Consider the following 16,444-nt stretch of genomic DNA (forward strand, 5'->3'; position numbering starts at 1 on the left):
GTTTCAAACCTGTTACGCGGGCAAGCCAAGCGCATCATTCGCCCGTTACCAGGCGCGCTTAGGTTCGTTTCATAAGAAAACGAAGGGGAGCAGCAATGCATACGAAAGTCGAGATCACTAGCAACGAACGACGCGCCAAACTGGCACTGCGTCAGCGCGCCAGCGACCATCCGGTTGCGATGTTCTCCATGCTGGGCGCCTGCGCTCTGGCCGTCATGTTCCTGACACCGGCTTCCGGTCCGGCTTTTGCTTCGCTCAACCCGCCGGCCAATGTTGTCCAGGGCGCGCCGACCACCATCAAGACCGCCCGGCTGCCGGAGCCGGAAATCGATTTTGCCTGCCAGGGTCAGGCCTGGGGCGCCGAGAGCGCGGAGTGCCTGCGCGTCATCGCCGCCCAGTCCGGCGTGCACAAGGCGCGTTCCGTCCGCATGATCGCCAACGCAGCGCCGCTGACCACGACACCCAACGTTTTCTGAACCTCCCGAGCGCTTCCTCCCGCGCTCGTTCTTGGCTCCCGCCGCTTCCCTCGGTCGGGAGCCTCTTTTTTAGGGCCTATCGATATTCGGGTGAGGCCGGCCTGCGCATGGAGGTTCCCTGCGCTTCCGGTGCTCGCGTACTTCAAGTACGCTCCGCTCCGGTTCTCGGGAACCACCATTCTCGACTCGGCCTGACCCGAATCTCGATAGACCCTACATGGGTGCTTCCGAAAACTTAGCCGGCGGCGGCGACCTGGTCGGCTATTGCCGAGAGTACGCCGCGGACGTCCAGCGTCGAGAACGGCTTTTCCAGGATTTGCGGGCGCTGCGGCGCCGGCAAGGCTTCGATCTCGGCCTTGGCGCCGATCAGGTCGCCGGTGACCAGCACGAAGCGTTTGGCCAGCGCCAGGTTATCGGCGAGCAATTCGCGGTAGATGGCAATGCCGCTGGTGCCGGGCATGCGCAAGTCGGAAAAGACGATGTCTGGCGGCATGTGGCCGGTCAAGGTCGCCGCCGCCGACGTCCAGGCCGGCACGACCCGCGACTTGATACCCATCAGTTCCAGGATGTCGGAGAGGGAGCCGGCGACGTCGGGTTCGTCGTCGATGATCAGCGCATGGCGCAAGCCGCTGGAACGAGCCGGGCTGTCGCCGGCTGCTGCCGCGCCGCCGGTGATTACCGGCAGCTGGACGACGAAGCGCGCGCCACGCGGCAGCACCTCCTCGAACCAGATATTGCCGTTGTGGCGCTCGACGATCGATTTCGAGATCGACAGGCCGATGCCGGTGCCGACGCCGACCGGCTTGGTGGTGAAATAGGATTCGAAGATGCGGCTGCGGATCGCCTCGGGAATGCCCGGTCCGTTGTCCTCGACCGAAAACCCGGGGTTGCCGCGATCGCTGCGGAATGTCCGCACCTTGATCAGGCGGTCGCCGCCGATACCGGCCAGAGCGTGTTGGCTGTTGATCAGGAAATTGGCGGCCACCTGCGTGACGTGGTCGGCATCGGCCATCGCCAGCAGCGGGCCGGGCGCGAAATCGGTGTCGATGATGATGCCGCTCGAGCGTGCGCCATAGGCGGTTACTTCGAGTGCGGCGCGGATCACCTGGTTGAGATCGGTCTCGGCCTGCGCCGCCGGATGCAGGCGCACCATCGACAGGAAGCTTTTGACGATGCGGCCGCAGCGCTCGGCAGCGGCGCGCACTTTCTCGGCGCGAACCTTGGTCTGCGGGTCGGTGGCGAATTCATGCAGCAGCGTCGACTGCGCAACGACCACGGCGAGCGGGTTGTTGAGCTCGTGCGAAACACCGGCCAGCAGTGAACCCATCGCCGCCATCTTCTCGTTCTGGTGCAGTTTTTCGCGCTGGCGGTTGATCTCTTCTTCGGCGCGCAGCTTATCGCGCAGATCGCGGATCGAACCGAAGATGAGCTGACGGTCAGCCACCCGCATCTCGGTCGCCGTCAATTCGATGGGAAACACCTCGCCGGCCGCATTCTGTGTCACGGTCTCAAGCCGTTGGCCAACCATCGGCGCGCCGCGGCCAGACATGTATTCGGCGCCCGAGACATAGCCCTTGCGGTAATATTCCGGCACCACGGTATCGAGCAGGTCCTTGCCGAGGATGTCGCTGCGCTGATAGCCGAACATCTTTTCGGCGGCCGGATTGAATTCGATGATCGAGCCGGTCTCGTCGATGACGATGATGGCGTCGAGCGACGCCTGCAGCATGGTGCGGCGGATGACTTCGCTGGCATGGGCGTCGGACGGCGAGTGCTCGATGGCGTCGCCGATGGCGAGCGCGATGATGTGCATCGTCGCCTCTTCCTCTTCGGTCCATTCGCGCTCGTTTAGGCAGTCATTGACCGCGAACGTGCCCCACAGATGACCGTGCGCGAACACCGATACCGACAGGAACGACTTGATGTGCTGCTTTTCGAAATCGGCCCTGAGGAACCCGTCGAGATCGCGTGTATGGCCGGCGAAGATCTTGCCTTGCCGCTCGTCCTCTCCAATCCGCTCCAGCAGCGGATCGGTATCGACGATCGACTGCATGATCACCGTCGGCGAAGCCAGTTCGCCGCCGAAGCGAGGATCGATCCAGTAGGCGGCGACCGATTGGGCGAAGCCCTGGCCGGGCAATTCGCGCAGCCTGAACAGGATGCCGCGCTGGCAATTCATGGCGCTGCAGAGCGTTTCGAGGATGGTTTCCATCTCGCGCTGCCAGTCGCCGGCATCGCGCAACCGGCGGACGACGCGCACAGCCGCCATCGCGGCGCTCTGGCGAGCGCCTTGCGGGTCCATACGTGGTGCTGGTTCAGCGGTCATGTCAGCCATCAGTAAAGGGCCGTCGAATTAGGCAGCTATGGAGCATTTCACGAAAAAGGTGAAACGCTCCATGTTTCAATGCAATCCCGAACGGAAAATCGCTACGCACTGTTCCTGGAATTGCTAGAGCGTTTCACCGTTTCACGGAAACGGAGAAGCCTCTATCTCTTTGTTTTTACGCAATTCCGGGCGGAAAACCGCGTACACTTTTCCTGTAATTGCTCTAGTGCCCGTCACCGGTCGGCAGCGAGAAGATATAGCCTTCGCCGCGCACTGTGCGCAAAAATTTCGGATTGGCCGGATCGGTTTCGATCTTCTTGCGCAGCCGCATGATGCGAATGTCGACGGCGCGCGACGATTCAGGATCCTCAACAAAACCAATCGCCTCGGAGATCGCCGATCGCGTCAACAGCCGGTTGGCGCGGGTCAGGAAAACCTCCAGCACATCGAACTCGCTCTTGGCCATGTCGATGACGGCGCCGTTGGCGCCGGTGACAAGCCTGCCGTCGAGGTCGGCCTGGAACGGGCCGAAGGTCAGGCGGCGGCCGCCATCGGCTTGTGTCTTCGCCGCCTGGGGCGGGCTCGGCTGCGGAACGCGGCGCAGCACGCTGCGCACACGAGCCAGCACCTCACGCAACTCGTAGGGCTTGACGATGTAGTCGTCGGCGCCAAGCTCCAGCCCGACAATGCGGTCGAGTGCGGTGCCGGCAGCCGTGGCATAGATGATGCCGACCGGTATTTGCGAGCGCAGCCAGCGGCCGAGCGACAGTCCGTCCTCGCCCGGCATGGCGATGTCGAGAATGGCCAAATGAAACGATTCCGTCTCCAGCAATGCGCGCGCCTCGGCCGCGCTTCCGGCCTGGGTCACATCGTAGCCGTTGGCGCCGAGATACTCGGCGACCGCGTCCCGGAGATCGGGCTCGTCCTCGACGATGACAATCCGTGCCCGCACTATGGCCTCGCTCCCGCTTTCAGCGGAAAGTAGATTGGGTATAAACATGATGTCCAGCACTCATATCCGGTTGCGGGGGAACGGGAAGAAAAACATGGCTGCACGATCCGTCATCGCGCTGGTTTCCGTCGCCGATGTGGTGGCCGGCGATCTTGCCGATCATCTCGACCGGCGCGGCCATGACGTGCGCGAGGCGCGGCAGCCCTGGGAAGCTGAATCCCTGCTTTCGGCCGGAGGCATCGATATCGTCATCGTCGGCGACAGCCTCAGCCAGGCGGAGGGGCGGGACCTGCTCAGGCGTTATGGCGGCGGCCAGAGCGCGGACGGGAAGGCGGGGCCGGATTTCATCCTGATCTGCCGGCCGGCCGATCTGGTCGACAAGGTGCTGGCGCTCGAGCTTGGCGCCGCAGATGTCGTCGAAAGTCCGCTCAATGTCAGGGAGCTTGCCGCGCGCATCGGCGGCCTGCTGACGCGGCGCGGCAGGTCCGCCCAGGAACTGATCGTGCTGGAAAATGCCACCGTCGATTTGCGGTCGGCCATCGTCATGCACCGTTCGGGTACGGAAGAACAGCTGTCGCCGGGCCAGGTGGCGCTGCTCAGGCTGTTTCTGGCCAGCCCGCGCAAGGTGCTGACGCGCGACGACATCATTGCGGCGGCGCCCGCCGAAAATGCCGATGCCTTCGACCGCTCGATCGATTCGCGCATCGTGCGGCTGCGCCGCAAGCTCGACACCGAAACCATCACAACTATACGCGGCGCAGGCTACCGGTTCGACCCGCCGACGCAGCGCGCCGACTGAGGGTTGGGAGGCTGGATTGTTCCTCGGCTCGCCCAAAAAAGCTGCGCAATCTTGGGCGCCATGCATAGGCGTCAGCGCACCACCAGAAGCGATGGTCCCGACGGCAATTCGCTGGCGACTACGATTTCGCTGGCGGCATGCGCGCGGTCCTTCAGGAGAACCGTGGCGAGACCGGCAAAGCCGAGCAGGCCTTGTGCATAGAGCAGTACCGAAAGCACGGAGGCTGCAGATTTCGTCTTCATCGGTTGTCCCCAAAATCAGAACCGCGGGTGCTTCAGGATAAACCCGAAGTGCCCGCGTCGCCCACGGAGCCCCCCGTTGCGACGCGGGCCTTCGGTCCTCTCGGCAGCAAGTTGCCGGAGGGGCCGCGCATCCACTTCAACCCGAGGCCGACCCGCCAGAGGGCCCTGAGACGGTTGATGCGCAGACTGGAGACAATCCAGACCAAGGCTATGAACAGCGCGGCATGCAGCGTCGAAATCTCACCCGAATTCATCACCGCCAGTTTCGTCATCGGGGTGCCGGCTACTGTGCCGATGCCGCCGACGACAAATGCGGCGATGCTTATCCTGAAGAGCCAGGACAGGGTTGTCGATTTGATGCTCATTTTTCGTTGGCGCCGGCTGTTCTCGTTGGGATGACTTTGCCGTGAGCCTGTAACCAGATCATGCCGCCCAGGCCGCGCTTTGTTGCAAGTCGGTTTCGAGCGATGCCAATCTTCTTTCATATAAGGACATCAGCACTTTCGTTTGGGGGGCGGTGCGTGATCGGGAGTGCGCAGCGAAGACGGGAGCACGCTCCTTGTCCACCTTGCTTGTTAACCAGAGGAAACAGATTCGAAACACAAACGAGCCTCAGCGAAGTCAGTCTGAAACATGGCGCAGGGATAAGGCGGCCACCGAATTGACGCCGGCAGGACCGGCAAAGAGGAGCCATCATGTACAAAGCCATTTCCGCCAAACTCATCAACGTCACCGCCGCAGCCGCCGGCGCCGCGCTTCTGCTTGGCGCCGCCAACAGCACCGCCCATGCCGCGGCAAACCAGATCGTCGCGCGTGTTTCGCTGTCGCAGCAGACCATGGAAGTGCTGGTCGATGGCCGGCCGAGTTTCGCCTGGAAGGTCTCGACCGGCGACAGTGCGCATGTCACGCCGACCGGCTCGTTCAAGCCGACCCGCATGTACGAGATGTGGCATTCGAAGAAATACGACAACGCGCCGATGCCGCACTCGGTCTTCTTCAGCGGCGGCTACGCCGTGCATGCGACCAACGCCATCAAGCGGCTGGGACGGCCGGCGTCGCATGGCTGCGTGCGGCTGCATCCCGACAATGCCGCCGACTTCTACCAGTTGGTCGAAACCTTCGGCCCGACCAACACCAGCATCGTCATCGTCAAGTAGCAGACTGCGTTTGGAGCGATGGTGCAGCCCAGCCGGACAGGTCATGCCGCACCGCAAGTTCCCGCCTTGGAGCTCCATCGGGGCTTCGCGGTAAATCAATCCAGTCAAAAAAGAGGCCGGAAATTTCCGGCCTCTTTTCGTTTGTTCGCTGACGCCGTTCGCGCTCAGTCCGCGTGCACCGGCATCAGCTTCGGGTCTGGCTTTTCGGCGTGGTGCGGCAGGTCCTTGCTGGCGATGAAGGTGTAGAACATCGGCACCACGAACAGGGTGAACATGGTTCCGACCAGGATGCCGGTGAAGATTACGAGGCCCATCGAATAGCGCGCCGCCGCACCAGCACCACTGGACACGATCAGCGGCACGACGCCGAGCGCCATCGCCGCTGTCGTCATCAGGATCGGCCGCAAGCGCACCTTGGCCGAGGCGACGATCGCATCGCGCCGCCTCATGCCATGCAACTCGCGCTGCTGGTTGGCGAACTCGACCAGAAGAATGCCGTGCTTGGTGATCAGACCTATCAGTGTGATCAGGCCGACCTGCGTGTAGATATTGAGCGTTCCAAGCCCCAGATTGAGCGGCACGATGGCGCCAAAGATCGACAGTGGCACCGCCATCATGATGATCAGCGGGTCGCGGAAGCTTTCGAACTGCGCCGCCAGCACCAGATAGATGACGATTACGGCGGCTGCGAACGCGATAAGGATCGTGTTGCCTTGCTCCTTCTCCTGCCGGGACTGGCCGGAATAATCGATGAAGAAGGTATCGGGCAGGCTCTCCTTGGCAAGGTTCTCCAGGGTCTGCAGCCCGTCGCCCGTGGTGACGCCGGGAAGCGGCAGCGCTGATATCGTCGCCGAGTTCAGCTGGTTGAACTGCTCGATCGCGGCCGGCGCGGCGTTGGTCGAAATCTTCACTACCGCTGAAAGCGGCACCATTTCGCCGGTCACGCTACGCACGAAATATTCGCCGAGCTTCTCGGGATTGTCGCGGAATTCCTTCGGCACCTGCGGGATGATGTCGTAGCTGTTGGAATCGCGGTCGAACTGAGCCACTTCGGCGCCGCCGACCAGCAGCGTCAGCGTCTGGCCGATGTCGGCGATCGGCAGGTTGAGAGCCGCCGCGCGGTCGCGGTCGATGGTCACCGTCACCTGCGGAGCGTCAAAGGACATCGAGTTTTGCACGACGATGAAGCGGCCGGAGGCCTGCGCCTTGTTCTTAATCTGCTCGGCCGCCTCGTAGACCTCGGCGGAACCACCGGTCGAGCGCACCACCATGGAGATCGGCAGGCCGCCGCCGGAGCCCGGCAGCGTCGGCGGCGCGAAGACGAAGGCCTCGACGCCGGCCACCTTGCCGAGGCGTCCCTGGATATCGGCTTGAAGCTCCTTTGAGTTGCGCTGGCGCTCGGCCCAATCCTTGAAGGCGAAGCCGACAAAGGCGCCGTTGGTGGCGCCGCCAAAGGCAACGGCGGAGAATTGCGCCCTGGTTTCGGGAATGTCCTTCACCAAGCCGAGGATCTGGTTGACGTAGGTCTCGGTGTAGTCCGAGGTCGCGTAGCGCGGTGCCGTCACGATCGACAACAGGAAGCCCTGGTCCTCTTCCGGCGCCAGTTCGCTCGAGGTCTTGGTGAACATGAAGCCGGTGAGCGCAACCAGCGCCACGACCATCAGCAGCGTCACCGGTCGATTTCTCAAGGAGGCGGTTACCGCCCGCTCATAGACATGCTCGACACGGCTGAAGGTTCCGTCGACGACGCGCTGGAAGCGACTGTGCGATCCCGCCTTGAGCAGACGCGCCGCCATCATCGGCGTGATGGTGACGGCTATGAGGCCGGACAGCACCACCGAACCGGCGAGCGTCACCGCGAACTCGCGGAACAGCGCACCGGTCAGGCCGCCGGTGAAGGCCAGCGGCGCGAACACGGCGGCGAGCGTGATGGTCATGGCCACGATGGCGGAGAAAATCTCGCGCATGCCGTTGAAGGCCGCCTGCATCGGCGACATGTGGTCCTCCTCCATGTGGCGATGGATGTTCTCCACCACCACGATAGCGTCGTCGACGACAAGGCCGATGGCCAGCACCATGGCCAGCAGCGACAGAAGGTTGATCGAATAGCCGACCGCAAACAAAAGGAAGCAGACGCCGACCAGCGACAGCGGGATGGTCACGATCGGCATCATCACCGAGCGGAATGAGCCGAGGAACAACAGGATGACCACGACGACGATGGCGACGGCTTCGGCGATGGTCTTGAACACTTCATCGATCGAGGCGCTGATCTGTTCGGTGGAATCGTAGACGATTTCGATGGTCATGCCTTTCGGCAGCGTCTCTTGAATCAAAGGCACGATCTTGTGGATCGCCTCCGCCGTTGTCAGCGGGTTGGCGGCCGGCGTCGGGAAGATGGCGAGGAAGGTGCCGGGCTTGCCATTGAAGCTCACCCTCGTGTCGGTGCTCTCGGCGGCAAGCTCGACTCGCGCCACGTCGCGCAAGCGCACCACCTGGCCGTCCGTCGAGCGCAGCGGAAGCTCGGCAAAGGCCTCAGGCGTCTGCAGCGTCGAGCGAACCGTGATCGAGGAGACGACATATTCGTTCTCGGTGTTGCCGGGCGCCGACAGGAAGTTGGAGTTGTTGATCGCCGCCAGCACTTCGGCGGCGGTGACGCCACGCGCAGCAAGCTTGACCGGGTCGATCCAGACCCGCATCGAATATTCCTCGGCGCCGAAGATCTGCACGTCGGCGACACCTTCGACCGTCGACATGCGGGGCCGCACGACGCGCTCGATATATTCGGTGAGTTGCTCCTTGCTCATGTTCGGATTCTGCATCGAGATGTACATCATCGCGAACTCTTGGCCGGTGCCCTTGACGATGACCGGGTCCTTAGATGCATCCGGCAAGGTGCCGCGTACGCCCTGCACTTTCGACAGGACCTCGGTCAGCGCGACATCCGGATTGGAGCCGAGCTTCATCTGGACGACCACAGTGCTCGAAGACGGCCGGCTGGACGAGGTGACGTAGTCGATGTTCTCGGTCGAGGCGACGGCCCGCGCGATCGGGGCGGAGATGAAGCCCTGGATCAGGTCGGCGCTGGCGCCGGGATAGGCGGTGGTGATGGTGATCGCCGTCTCGTCAACCTTGGGATACTGCCGGATCGACAGGTTGAAGATGCCCTGGAAACCCAGGAGCAGGATCATACAGGCGAGGACGGTGGAGAGGACCGGCCGGCGAATGAAGATGTCGGAAAAGTTCATTGCTGAGCCTGCTGGTTCGCCGACTTGCTGGGGTCAATGGTGTTGTCGACAGCGACGGACATGCCGTTGAAGAGACGGTTTTGGCCGGCGGTGACGACCTCGTCTCCAGCCTTGATGCCCTCGACGATCTCGACCATGCCGTCGTTGCGGCGGCCGGGCTTCACGAACACCTGCGACAGCACGAGCGCCGGCTTTTCCGGTTCTGCCGCGGGCTTCGCCGGGTCGACAGCCGGCTTGTCCGCGGGCTTCGCCGCGGCGTCTTCGGCAGCCGGTTTCGCGTCTGCCGGCTTTGCATCTGCCGCCGGCTTTGCCGCGTCGGCCCCTGCAGCAGGCTTTTCCTCGGGTTTCGCGGCTGGGGCGCCTTCCGCCGGCTTCGCCGGAACGACGACGAAGACGAAGTCGCCATAGAGGCTCGACGTCAATGCCGTCTGCGGCAAGGACAGAATGTTTTTCTCCTGCGGCAGCTCGACGCGAACCTGGACGAACTGGCCGGGCGTCAGCTTGCCGTCAGGGTTGGCGACCTCGCCGCGGACGGACACCAGGCGGCTTGAAGCGTCGATCTTGGGATCGATGCCGCGAATGGAGCCGGCAAACGGCATGTCGGCGCCGCCGCCGGTGCCGCCGAGGCCGAGCCGCACCGCCTGGCCTATCTTGAGCAGCGGCAGCTGCTGTTCGGGTACCGAGAAATCGACCCGCATGGTGTCCAGATCCTGCAAGGTCACCACTGCGTTGCCGGGCGAGAGATATTGGCCGAGGTCGATCTTGGGGATGCCCACGGTGCCGGCGAACGGCGCCGTCAGCTGCTTCTGATCAAGCACGGCCTGCAGCTTGTTGACCTGCGCGGCGGAGGCCGATGCAGCGGCTTGAGCGGTGTCGAGCGTGGCATCCGTTCCGACGCCGCGCCGCTGCAGCTCCAGCGCGCGTTCGAGCGCCGTCTTGTCGGACACGGACTGCGCCTTGGCCGCGACCAGATCCGCGCGTTCGACGGCATCGTCGAGCTGCAGCAGGACCGAATCGACCGGCACCTTCTGGTTGGCATGGAAAAGGATGTCCTTGACGATGCCGCTGGTCTCGACGGTAAGGTCGACACCGCGCACGGCGCGTACCGTGCCGATCGCCTCGACCCCCGGCGTCCAGTCGGAAGGCTTGACGACAACCGTCGATACGGTCGTCGCCGGCGGCTTCATGGTGGCGAAATACTGTTTGATAGCGTTGTCGCGGAACAGGTTGAAGCCGACAACGCCGACGCACACCAGAGCGAGCAGAAGCAGAATTGCGGTGATAGAGATGAAGCGCTTCACGAACTGTCCCCTCGGCCGATGTCCGGCAAAATAGCCGAATAGCGGGACACTTATCGACGCCAGGTCCCGATTACAAATGACGGCGGACTTACTGTACCGTCTGGACGGTCTTGTCAATTCCGCCTAGGCTGGTGCGGGGGAAGGGATCGATGAAGACCCAAAGGGCAAATTCGCGCGACAAGATACTCGCCGCCGCCGCCGATGTCGCACGCGAGGCCGGTCCCGGCAGCCTGTCGCTTGACGCCGTCGCCAGCCGCGCCGGCGTGTCGAAAGGCGGCCTGTTATATAACTTTCCGACCAAGGCCAAACTGATGCAGGGCCTGGTGGAGAATTACCTGCGCGCGTTCGAGCTGGCGCTGGAATCGGGCCGTGTCGCCGGCGCCAGCGGCGAGAGCCTGCTCGCCACCTATATCCGGCTCTCGGCGGATGATTGCGAGGAGCCGAAGCCGACGGCTTCGTGGATATTCTCGGCGATCGCCGAGGATCCGGATTTCCTGACGCCGATAAAAGCCTTCAAGTCGCAGCTGCTGCAGCGGCTGAAGAGCGAGACGCCGGACCTCAAGACGCTGCTGGTCTGCTTTCTGGCCATCGAAGGGCTGCGCAGCATGAACCTCTTCGATTCCGACGTGCTGTCCGCCGACGAACGCCACTTGCTGGTATCGGCCCTGCTGGAGATTGCAGGATAGCTCAGGGCGTCGGATCGAAGAAGCGATACGGGCCGGGCGGAAAGGACGGTTGGTGAGCGGCATGGCATAGGCACGCATCACGACATCGGCGATTTCAAGCTACAGCCCCCTGATTCGTTGGATCGATGGTTCAGGAATGACTGCGCGAATGCGCGGCCGACTATGTTGCGCCGCACCATAACACTGCCGTGTCAGCCTTGAGACGGCGCTCGGCGAGGCCGGCAAAGCGCGTTTTAGGGCTGTGATGGCGCCGACATATGGTTATGGCATTGTCATGTTGCGGCGCACAAACTATGTGCCTTTGTAGTCCTCCTAACAGTCGCGAGATCTCCATGGGTTCCCTTTCTTCGAAGAATGCGCTCGTCACCGGATCGACCAGCGGCATTGGCCTGGCCATTGCCCGCGCCCTTGCCGCCGAGGGCGCCAACGTCACGATCAACGGCCTTGGCGAAGCCGCGGCGATCGAACAGGAGCGCGCCGGCATCGAGAAGGATTTTGGCGTCCAGTGCCGCTACTCCGGCGCCAACATGATGGACGGCGCAGCGGTGACCGCCATGGTGCGCGAAGCCGAGCAGGCCTTGGGCAGCCTCGACATTCTGGTCAACAATGCCGGGATACAGCATGTCGCGCCAATCGAGGAGTTTCCCGACGACAAGTGGGAAGCCATCATCCGCATCAATCTGCTTGCCGCCTTTTACGCGATCAAGGCCGTGGTGCCCGGCATGAAGGCGCGCAAATGGGGCCGCATCATCAACACCGCGTCGGCGCATGCACTGGTCGCCTCGCCGTTCAAGTCGGCTTACGTCTCGGCCAAGCACGGCATAGCGGGTCTGACCAAGACGGTAGCGCTGGAAGTCGCGCAGGACGGCATCACCGTAAACGCCATCGCGCCCGGCTATGTCTGGACGTCACTGGTCGAAAAGCAGATCCCCGACACGATGAAGGCGCGCGGCATGACCGAGGAACAGGTCAAGCGCGACGTGCTCCTGGCGGCACAGCCGACGAAGCAATTCGTCACCGTCGAGGAGCTCGCCGCGCTGACGCTGTTTCTGTGCTCGGACTCGGCCAGGCAGATTACCGGCACGACTTTGCCGATGGATGGCGGCTGGACGGCGCAGTAGGCGCGCTCCCCCGGCGCCGCTCTTTCCTTGACAAAGACGAAAGATCAATCCAGCATTGTGGCAAGGGGTTCCTTCGCGACGACCCCGTGAGGCGTCAGCCCAATGATCGCGTCCAAACTCTCACTCTGGAGGTGGACGCCATGCCGTCAACAACCGCAATCACCGTAGCGCAGCTTTCCCGCCTTGTCGGTCTGTCCGACGCGCCTGTTCTTGTCGATGTCCGCATCGACGAAGACTACGACGTCGATCCGCGGCTGCTTCCGGCCTCGTGCCGGCGCGACTTCAAGTCTGTTTCGAGCTGGGCGGCCGAGTTCACGGGGGCTCATGCTGTCGTCATCTGCCAGAAGGGGCTGAAGCTCTCGCAAGGCGTTGCCGCATGGCTGCGCCATGAGGGCATTGCTGCCGAATCCCTTGAAGGCGGCTTCGAGGCGTGGCAGGCGGCCAAGGGACTTCTGGTCAAGGCCGACAAGATACCGCCCCGCGACGACAAGGGCCGCACGGTCTGGGTGACGCGTGCCCGCCCCAAGGTCGACCGCATCGCCTGTCCCTGGCTGATCCGCCGCTTCGTCGATCCCTCGGCGGTGTTCCTGTTTGTCGAGCCGTCTGAAGTGCTGGCGGCCGCCGATCGGTTTGGGGCGGTTGCCTTCGACATCGACGACGTGTTCTGGAGCCATCGCGGCGAGCGCTGCACCTTCGACACGATGATCGAAGAGTTCGGGTTGCGGTCCGAAGCGCTCGATCGCCTTGCGCTGATCGTGCGTGCAGCCGATACGGCGCGCCTCGATCTCGTACCGCAGGCGGCCGGGTTCCTCGCTGCATCGCTCGGGCTGTCGCGCATGTTCCGCGACGATCTCGAACAGCTTGATGCCGGCATGCTGCTCTACGATGCGTTCTTCAGATGGTGCCGCGATGCCACTGACGAAACCCACAATTGGCCCAGCGCGGGCAAAGCGCCATGAGCGCCCTCGCCGCGGACGACGATGCACAGGCTACCGAGGCTCCGGTCGTCCCGACCTTCCGCCAAGCCGCGAAACTGTGGGCAAGGATCGGCCTGCTCTCCTTCGGCGGGCCGGCCGGACAGATCGCGCTGATGCACAAGGAATTGGTCGAGGATCGCCGCTGGATCGGCGAGCAGCGGTTCCTGCATGCGCTCAACTACTGCATGCTTCTGCCAGGCCCCGAGGCACAGCAGCTCGCCATCTATATCGGCTGGCTGCTGCACCGGACCGCCGGCGGCCTCGTTGCCGGCATCCTGTTCGTGCTGCCCGGTGCGTTTGTCATGCTGGGCCTCAGCATCTTCTACGTGCTTTACAATGATGCGCCCGTCATCGAGGCGCTGTTTTTCGGCATCAAGGCGGCGGTGCTGGCCGTCGTCGTGGAGGCGGTCCTCCGCATCGGGAAACGGGCGCTCAAGAACCGGGTGATGATGGCGATCGCGGTGGCCGCGTTCCTTGCCATTTATGTCATCAGGCTGCCGTTTCCGCTGATCATCCTGGTTGCAGGGCTGACCGGCTGGATCGGCAACCGCCTGGCACCGGCGCGTTTTTCCGGAGCCGCACGTGGCAAGGACAATTTGCCCGATGTCAGGGGCGCCGTCGACGTCATGTTCGAACGCGGCGAACTCGCTCACACCAAGCCGACGAAATGGCACGCGCCGCGCACCATCGCGATCTGGGTGCCGATCTGGCTCGGGCCGGTCGTACTGATCCTGGCGCTGACCGGCCCTGCCAGTGTTTGGGCACAGCTTGGCGGCTTCTTCAGCCTGATGGCGGTGGTCACATTCGGCGGCGCCTACGCCGCACTCTCCTATGTCGCGCAGGCAGCGGTGACGTCGTTCGGCTGGCTGGCGCCGGGTGAAATGGTCGATGGGCTTGGCCTGGCCGAGACGACGCCGGGACCATTGATCCTGGTGCTGCAATTCGTCGGCTTCGTCGCCGCCTACCGGCACGCCGGTGCGATGGGACCGCTTGTCGCCGGATCGCTCGGCGCATTGCTGACGCTCTGGGTGACGTTCGTGCCGTGCTTCTTCTGGATCTTTCTCGGTGCCCCCTACATCGAAGCGCTGCGCGGCAACAAGGCACTGTCGGCGGCGCTGAGTGCGATCACGGCGGCTGTCGTCGGCGTGGTGATGAACCTTGCGCTGTGGTTCGCACTGCATGTCGTCTTCGGCGCGGTGCACCGCGTTGGCCTGGGCATGGAGGTGCCGGTGCTGTCGTCGCTGGATTGGCGTGCCGCGCTGCTGGCGGCAGCCGCTACGGTCGCCATGCTGAAACTGAGGATCGGCATGCTGCCGACATTGGCCGGCTCGGCGCTGGCCGGACTGGCGCTGCTGGCCTTGCCTGCGTAGCGTCCGAAGGCGCGACCAGCCATTATCACAGCCGGATTTTTGAGGTATGCCGGGCCGGCGCACAACGGTCGCGGGCGCTGGTAGGATCAGCGCTGGCCCCGGAGATACGCTTTACGTCGAACCCGATACCGCCAAGCTGAACCTGCTCGACGCGGAGAGCGGCGCGCTGGCGAACTGATTTGACGAGGTTGGCCGATCTGTTCAAAGTCGATCCTGGATCGCACAACGGGATATGACATGGTGGATTCCGATCGGATCGACAAGCTGATCGCAGGGGTGCCCCCCGCCTTGGCGCTTCGTGCCGGGCTGGACCTTGGCATCTTCACCCGGCTCGGCGGCGATGCTGCGACTGCCGACAGCCTTGGGGCAGCGCTCAAAGTCGAGCCCGCTCGTCTGTCGCGGCTCCTCTACGCGCTCGCCAGCATCGGTCTCCTCGACGTCAAGGATGGTCAGTTTCGCAACGGAGCCGAAGCGTCGAAGTTTCTCGACGCGTCCAAGCCGACCTATCGCGGCGGCGATCATGTGCTGCTGCGCGAACTCTGGGGAGCCGACCTTTTGACCGCAGAGTCGCTGCGGCAGAACCGGCCGGCCGCGCTGCATGACTTTTCTGAAGCGGGGCCAGAATCCGCAGCGGCCTTCAGCCGCATGCTCGCACCGGGAGGGGTGATTTTCGGCCGGAATCTGGCCCGTGAGCTGGACCTCTCGGCGGTCCGTTCGGTGATCGACATCGGCGGCGGCGCCGGGACCATTCTGGTCGGACTTCGCGAGCGATGGCCGCATATTGCGGCGACTTTGATGGAACTCCCGACGGTCGCAGCGGTCGCACCAGCGATCCTGTCGGAATACGGTGCCGGCGATGTGGTTGTCGAAGAAGGCGACATAACGTTCGCTCCATCGACCGGCCGGCATGACTTGGCAATCCTGAAGGCTGTCGTCCAGGTCCTGCCGCCGGACCAGGCGCGCAGTTCGATCCTGAACGCGGCGCGTTGCCTCACCCAAGGAGGCGAGATCGCAATTGCGGGGTGGGGTGTCGTCGATGACGACCGTCTCGGCCCGCCTGAGGGTGTCTTTCTCAATCTCACCTTCCTGAACCTTTACCGCGCAGGCGAATCGTACACGGAAGGTCAGTATCGCGGGTGGATGGCCGGGGCTGGGTTCCGGGATATCTCCAGGTCGCAGCTGACCGACGGCACCACGTTGTTTCGTGGGCGCCTCACGGACTGATCGTGGCTGGAGTGGTTGGTTTCGGGCGTGTGTGGCCCTCAGAGCCAGCCCCGGACGGATTGCACAAAGTTCCTGAGGCGGCGTGAGCCGATCTTTCCCCTTACCGGGCAGCGCGGTGTCCCCTGTCTTCTCGATAGCTTCTTCGCAGAGGGGGCATTTAAATGTCACTTGGTCGACAACAAAGTTCGGGATAGCGGCATATTTCGCATTCGTCGATTGGGGCGGAACCTCCGACAGGATGTTGCGCGGTCGCTGCAACTTGCGCCTAGACTAGCCCGTTCGACTACGTCGAATCGGAATGGAGTTTTTAGACATTCGTTTATCTATTCGTGGTTTCTAATACATATGGCATCCAACGCGTTCACCCGGATTTGGTTTGCTTTGAGCCGCCTAAGGCGCGCCACGAACGGTAACGTTGCCGTCATCGTTGCCTTCACCTTGCCGGTCGTGGTTGGCGGCGCCGGCCTCGGTGTGGAGACATCCTTCTGGTACTACAGCAGCCTCAAGCTGCAGGCCGTTGCCGATGCCGCGGCCTATGCCGGTGCGCTCGAGAAAGTCGCGGGTT

General features: G+C 63.3%; 15 protein-coding genes. 9 read left to right on the top strand and 6 right to left on the bottom strand.

Annotation, left to right across the window (positions count from 1 at the left end; translation table 11 throughout):
• Positions 1–95: 95 nt before the first annotated feature.
• Positions 96–476, top strand: coding sequence for a hypothetical protein (locus tag NKI32_RS13425; protein WP_023670066.1), 381 nt, complete (start codon positions 96–98; stop codon positions 474–476).
• 235 nt (positions 477–711) lie between these two features.
• Here the strand turns inward: NKI32_RS13425 and NKI32_RS13430 are convergent, their stop codons facing one another.
• Together NKI32_RS13430 and NKI32_RS13435 are read right to left on the bottom strand one after the other, a co-directional pair.
• Positions 712–2,802 carry a hybrid sensor histidine kinase/response regulator gene (locus NKI32_RS13430; RefSeq protein WP_023670065.1) on the bottom strand — a complete coding sequence of 697 codons (2,091 nt, stop codon included), beginning with the start codon at positions 2,800–2,802 and terminating at the stop codon, positions 712–714.
• Positions 2,803–3,025: 223 nt separating this feature from the next.
• Positions 3,026–3,754, bottom strand: a complete 729-nt coding sequence (locus NKI32_RS13435) for a response regulator (RefSeq protein ID WP_023690130.1) — start codon at positions 3,752–3,754, stop codon at positions 3,026–3,028.
• A 94-nt stretch (positions 3,755–3,848) separates the two neighbouring features.
• On the opposite strand from NKI32_RS13435, the gene NKI32_RS13440 reads away from it, so the two are divergent.
• Entirely contained in the window at positions 3,849–4,553 is a 705-nt protein-coding gene (locus tag NKI32_RS13440; RefSeq protein ID WP_023670063.1) for a response regulator transcription factor, read from the top strand.
• A gap of 71 nt (positions 4,554–4,624) precedes the next feature.
• Here the strand turns inward: NKI32_RS13440 and NKI32_RS13445 are convergent, their stop codons facing one another.
• Positions 4,625–4,795, bottom strand: coding sequence for a hypothetical protein (locus NKI32_RS13445; protein ID WP_023670062.1), 171 nt, complete (start codon positions 4,793–4,795; stop codon positions 4,625–4,627).
• A 32-nt stretch (positions 4,796–4,827) separates the two neighbouring features.
• Positions 4,828–5,160 (bottom strand): hypothetical protein, encoded by a 333-nt coding sequence (locus NKI32_RS13450; RefSeq protein ID WP_023670061.1) that lies wholly within the window; start codon positions 5,158–5,160, stop codon positions 4,828–4,830.
• Positions 5,161–5,490: 330 nt separating this feature from the next.
• On the opposite strand from NKI32_RS13450, the gene NKI32_RS13455 reads away from it, so the two are divergent.
• Positions 5,491–5,952: a L,D-transpeptidase gene (locus tag NKI32_RS13455; RefSeq protein ID WP_023727275.1), complete on the top strand. Its 462-nt coding sequence runs from the start codon at positions 5,491–5,493 to the stop codon at positions 5,950–5,952.
• Between the two features lie 164 nt (positions 5,953–6,116).
• On the opposite strand, the gene NKI32_RS13460 is transcribed toward NKI32_RS13455, so the two are convergent.
• Entirely contained in the window at positions 6,117–9,200 is a 3,084-nt protein-coding gene (locus NKI32_RS13460; RefSeq protein WP_023696405.1) for an efflux RND transporter permease subunit, read from the bottom strand.
• A complete protein-coding gene (locus NKI32_RS13465) occupies positions 9,197–10,501 on the bottom strand; it encodes an efflux RND transporter periplasmic adaptor subunit (RefSeq protein WP_023683944.1) in 1,305 nt (434 codons plus the stop codon). Before NKI32_RS13465 ends, NKI32_RS13460 begins: the two co-directional genes overlap by 4 nt.
• A gap of 149 nt (positions 10,502–10,650) precedes the next feature.
• Here NKI32_RS13465 and NKI32_RS13470 point away from each other — a divergent pair, with 149 nt between their 5' ends.
• From NKI32_RS13470 to NKI32_RS13495, 6 genes are all read left to right on the top strand, one after another.
• Positions 10,651–11,187: a TetR/AcrR family transcriptional regulator gene (locus NKI32_RS13470; RefSeq protein ID WP_023683943.1), complete on the top strand. Its 537-nt coding sequence runs from the start codon at positions 10,651–10,653 to the stop codon at positions 11,185–11,187.
• 332 nt (positions 11,188–11,519) lie between these two features.
• Entirely contained in the window at positions 11,520–12,308 is a 789-nt protein-coding gene (locus NKI32_RS13475) for a 3-hydroxybutyrate dehydrogenase (protein ID WP_023683942.1), read from the top strand.
• 140 nt (positions 12,309–12,448) lie between these two features.
• Positions 12,449–13,267 carry a chromate resistance protein ChrB domain-containing protein gene (locus tag NKI32_RS13480; RefSeq protein WP_023683941.1) on the top strand — a complete coding sequence of 273 codons (819 nt, stop codon included), beginning with the start codon at positions 12,449–12,451 and terminating at the stop codon, positions 13,265–13,267.
• The gene (gene chrA, locus NKI32_RS13485; RefSeq protein ID WP_353002810.1) at positions 13,264–14,655 is read left to right on the top strand and encodes a chromate efflux transporter; all 1,392 of its coding nucleotides are present in this window, start codon (positions 13,264–13,266) and stop codon (positions 14,653–14,655) included. Before NKI32_RS13480 ends, chrA begins: the two co-directional genes overlap by 4 nt.
• Positions 14,656–14,892: 237 nt before the next feature.
• Positions 14,893–15,879, top strand: coding sequence for a methyltransferase (locus NKI32_RS13490; RefSeq protein WP_353002811.1), 987 nt, complete (start codon positions 14,893–14,895; stop codon positions 15,877–15,879).
• Between the two features lie 381 nt (positions 15,880–16,260).
• The coding region (locus NKI32_RS13495) for a pilus assembly protein TadG-related protein (RefSeq protein WP_353002812.1) at positions 16,261–16,444 on the top strand (184 nt) is incomplete at its 3' end.

It is taken from the genome of Mesorhizobium sp. M0761 (assembly GCF_040320205.1).
GTDB lineage: Bacteria > Pseudomonadota > Alphaproteobacteria > Rhizobiales > Rhizobiaceae > Mesorhizobium.

Coding starts and splice junctions, on each gene's coding strand:
- NKI32_RS13475 (WP_023683942.1), top strand. CDS start 11,520: ATGGGTTCCCTTTCTTCGAAGAATGCGCTCGTCACCGGATCGACCAGC.
- NKI32_RS13470 (WP_023683943.1), top strand. CDS start 10,651: ATGAAGACCCAAAGGGCAAATTCGCGCGACAAGATACTCGCCGCCGCC.
- NKI32_RS13490 (WP_353002811.1), top strand. CDS start 14,893: ATGGTGGATTCCGATCGGATCGACAAGCTGATCGCAGGGGTGCCCCCC.
- chrA (WP_353002810.1), top strand. CDS start 13,264: ATGAGCGCCCTCGCCGCGGACGACGATGCACAGGCTACCGAGGCTCCG.
- NKI32_RS13455 (WP_023727275.1), top strand. CDS start 5,491: ATGTACAAAGCCATTTCCGCCAAACTCATCAACGTCACCGCCGCAGCC.
- NKI32_RS13450 (WP_023670061.1), bottom strand. CDS start 5,160: ATGAGCATCAAATCGACAACCCTGTCCTGGCTCTTCAGGATAAGCATC.
- NKI32_RS13460 (WP_023696405.1), bottom strand. CDS start 9,200: ATGAACTTTTCCGACATCTTCATTCGCCGGCCGGTCCTCTCCACCGTC.
- NKI32_RS13480 (WP_023683941.1), top strand. CDS start 12,449: ATGCCGTCAACAACCGCAATCACCGTAGCGCAGCTTTCCCGCCTTGTC.
- NKI32_RS13440 (WP_023670063.1), top strand. CDS start 3,849: ATGGCTGCACGATCCGTCATCGCGCTGGTTTCCGTCGCCGATGTGGTG.
- NKI32_RS13425 (WP_023670066.1), top strand. CDS start 96: ATGCATACGAAAGTCGAGATCACTAGCAACGAACGACGCGCCAAACTG.
- NKI32_RS13430 (WP_023670065.1), bottom strand. CDS start 2,802: ATGACCGCTGAACCAGCACCACGTATGGACCCGCAAGGCGCTCGCCAG.
- NKI32_RS13445 (WP_023670062.1), bottom strand. CDS start 4,795: ATGAAGACGAAATCTGCAGCCTCCGTGCTTTCGGTACTGCTCTATGCA.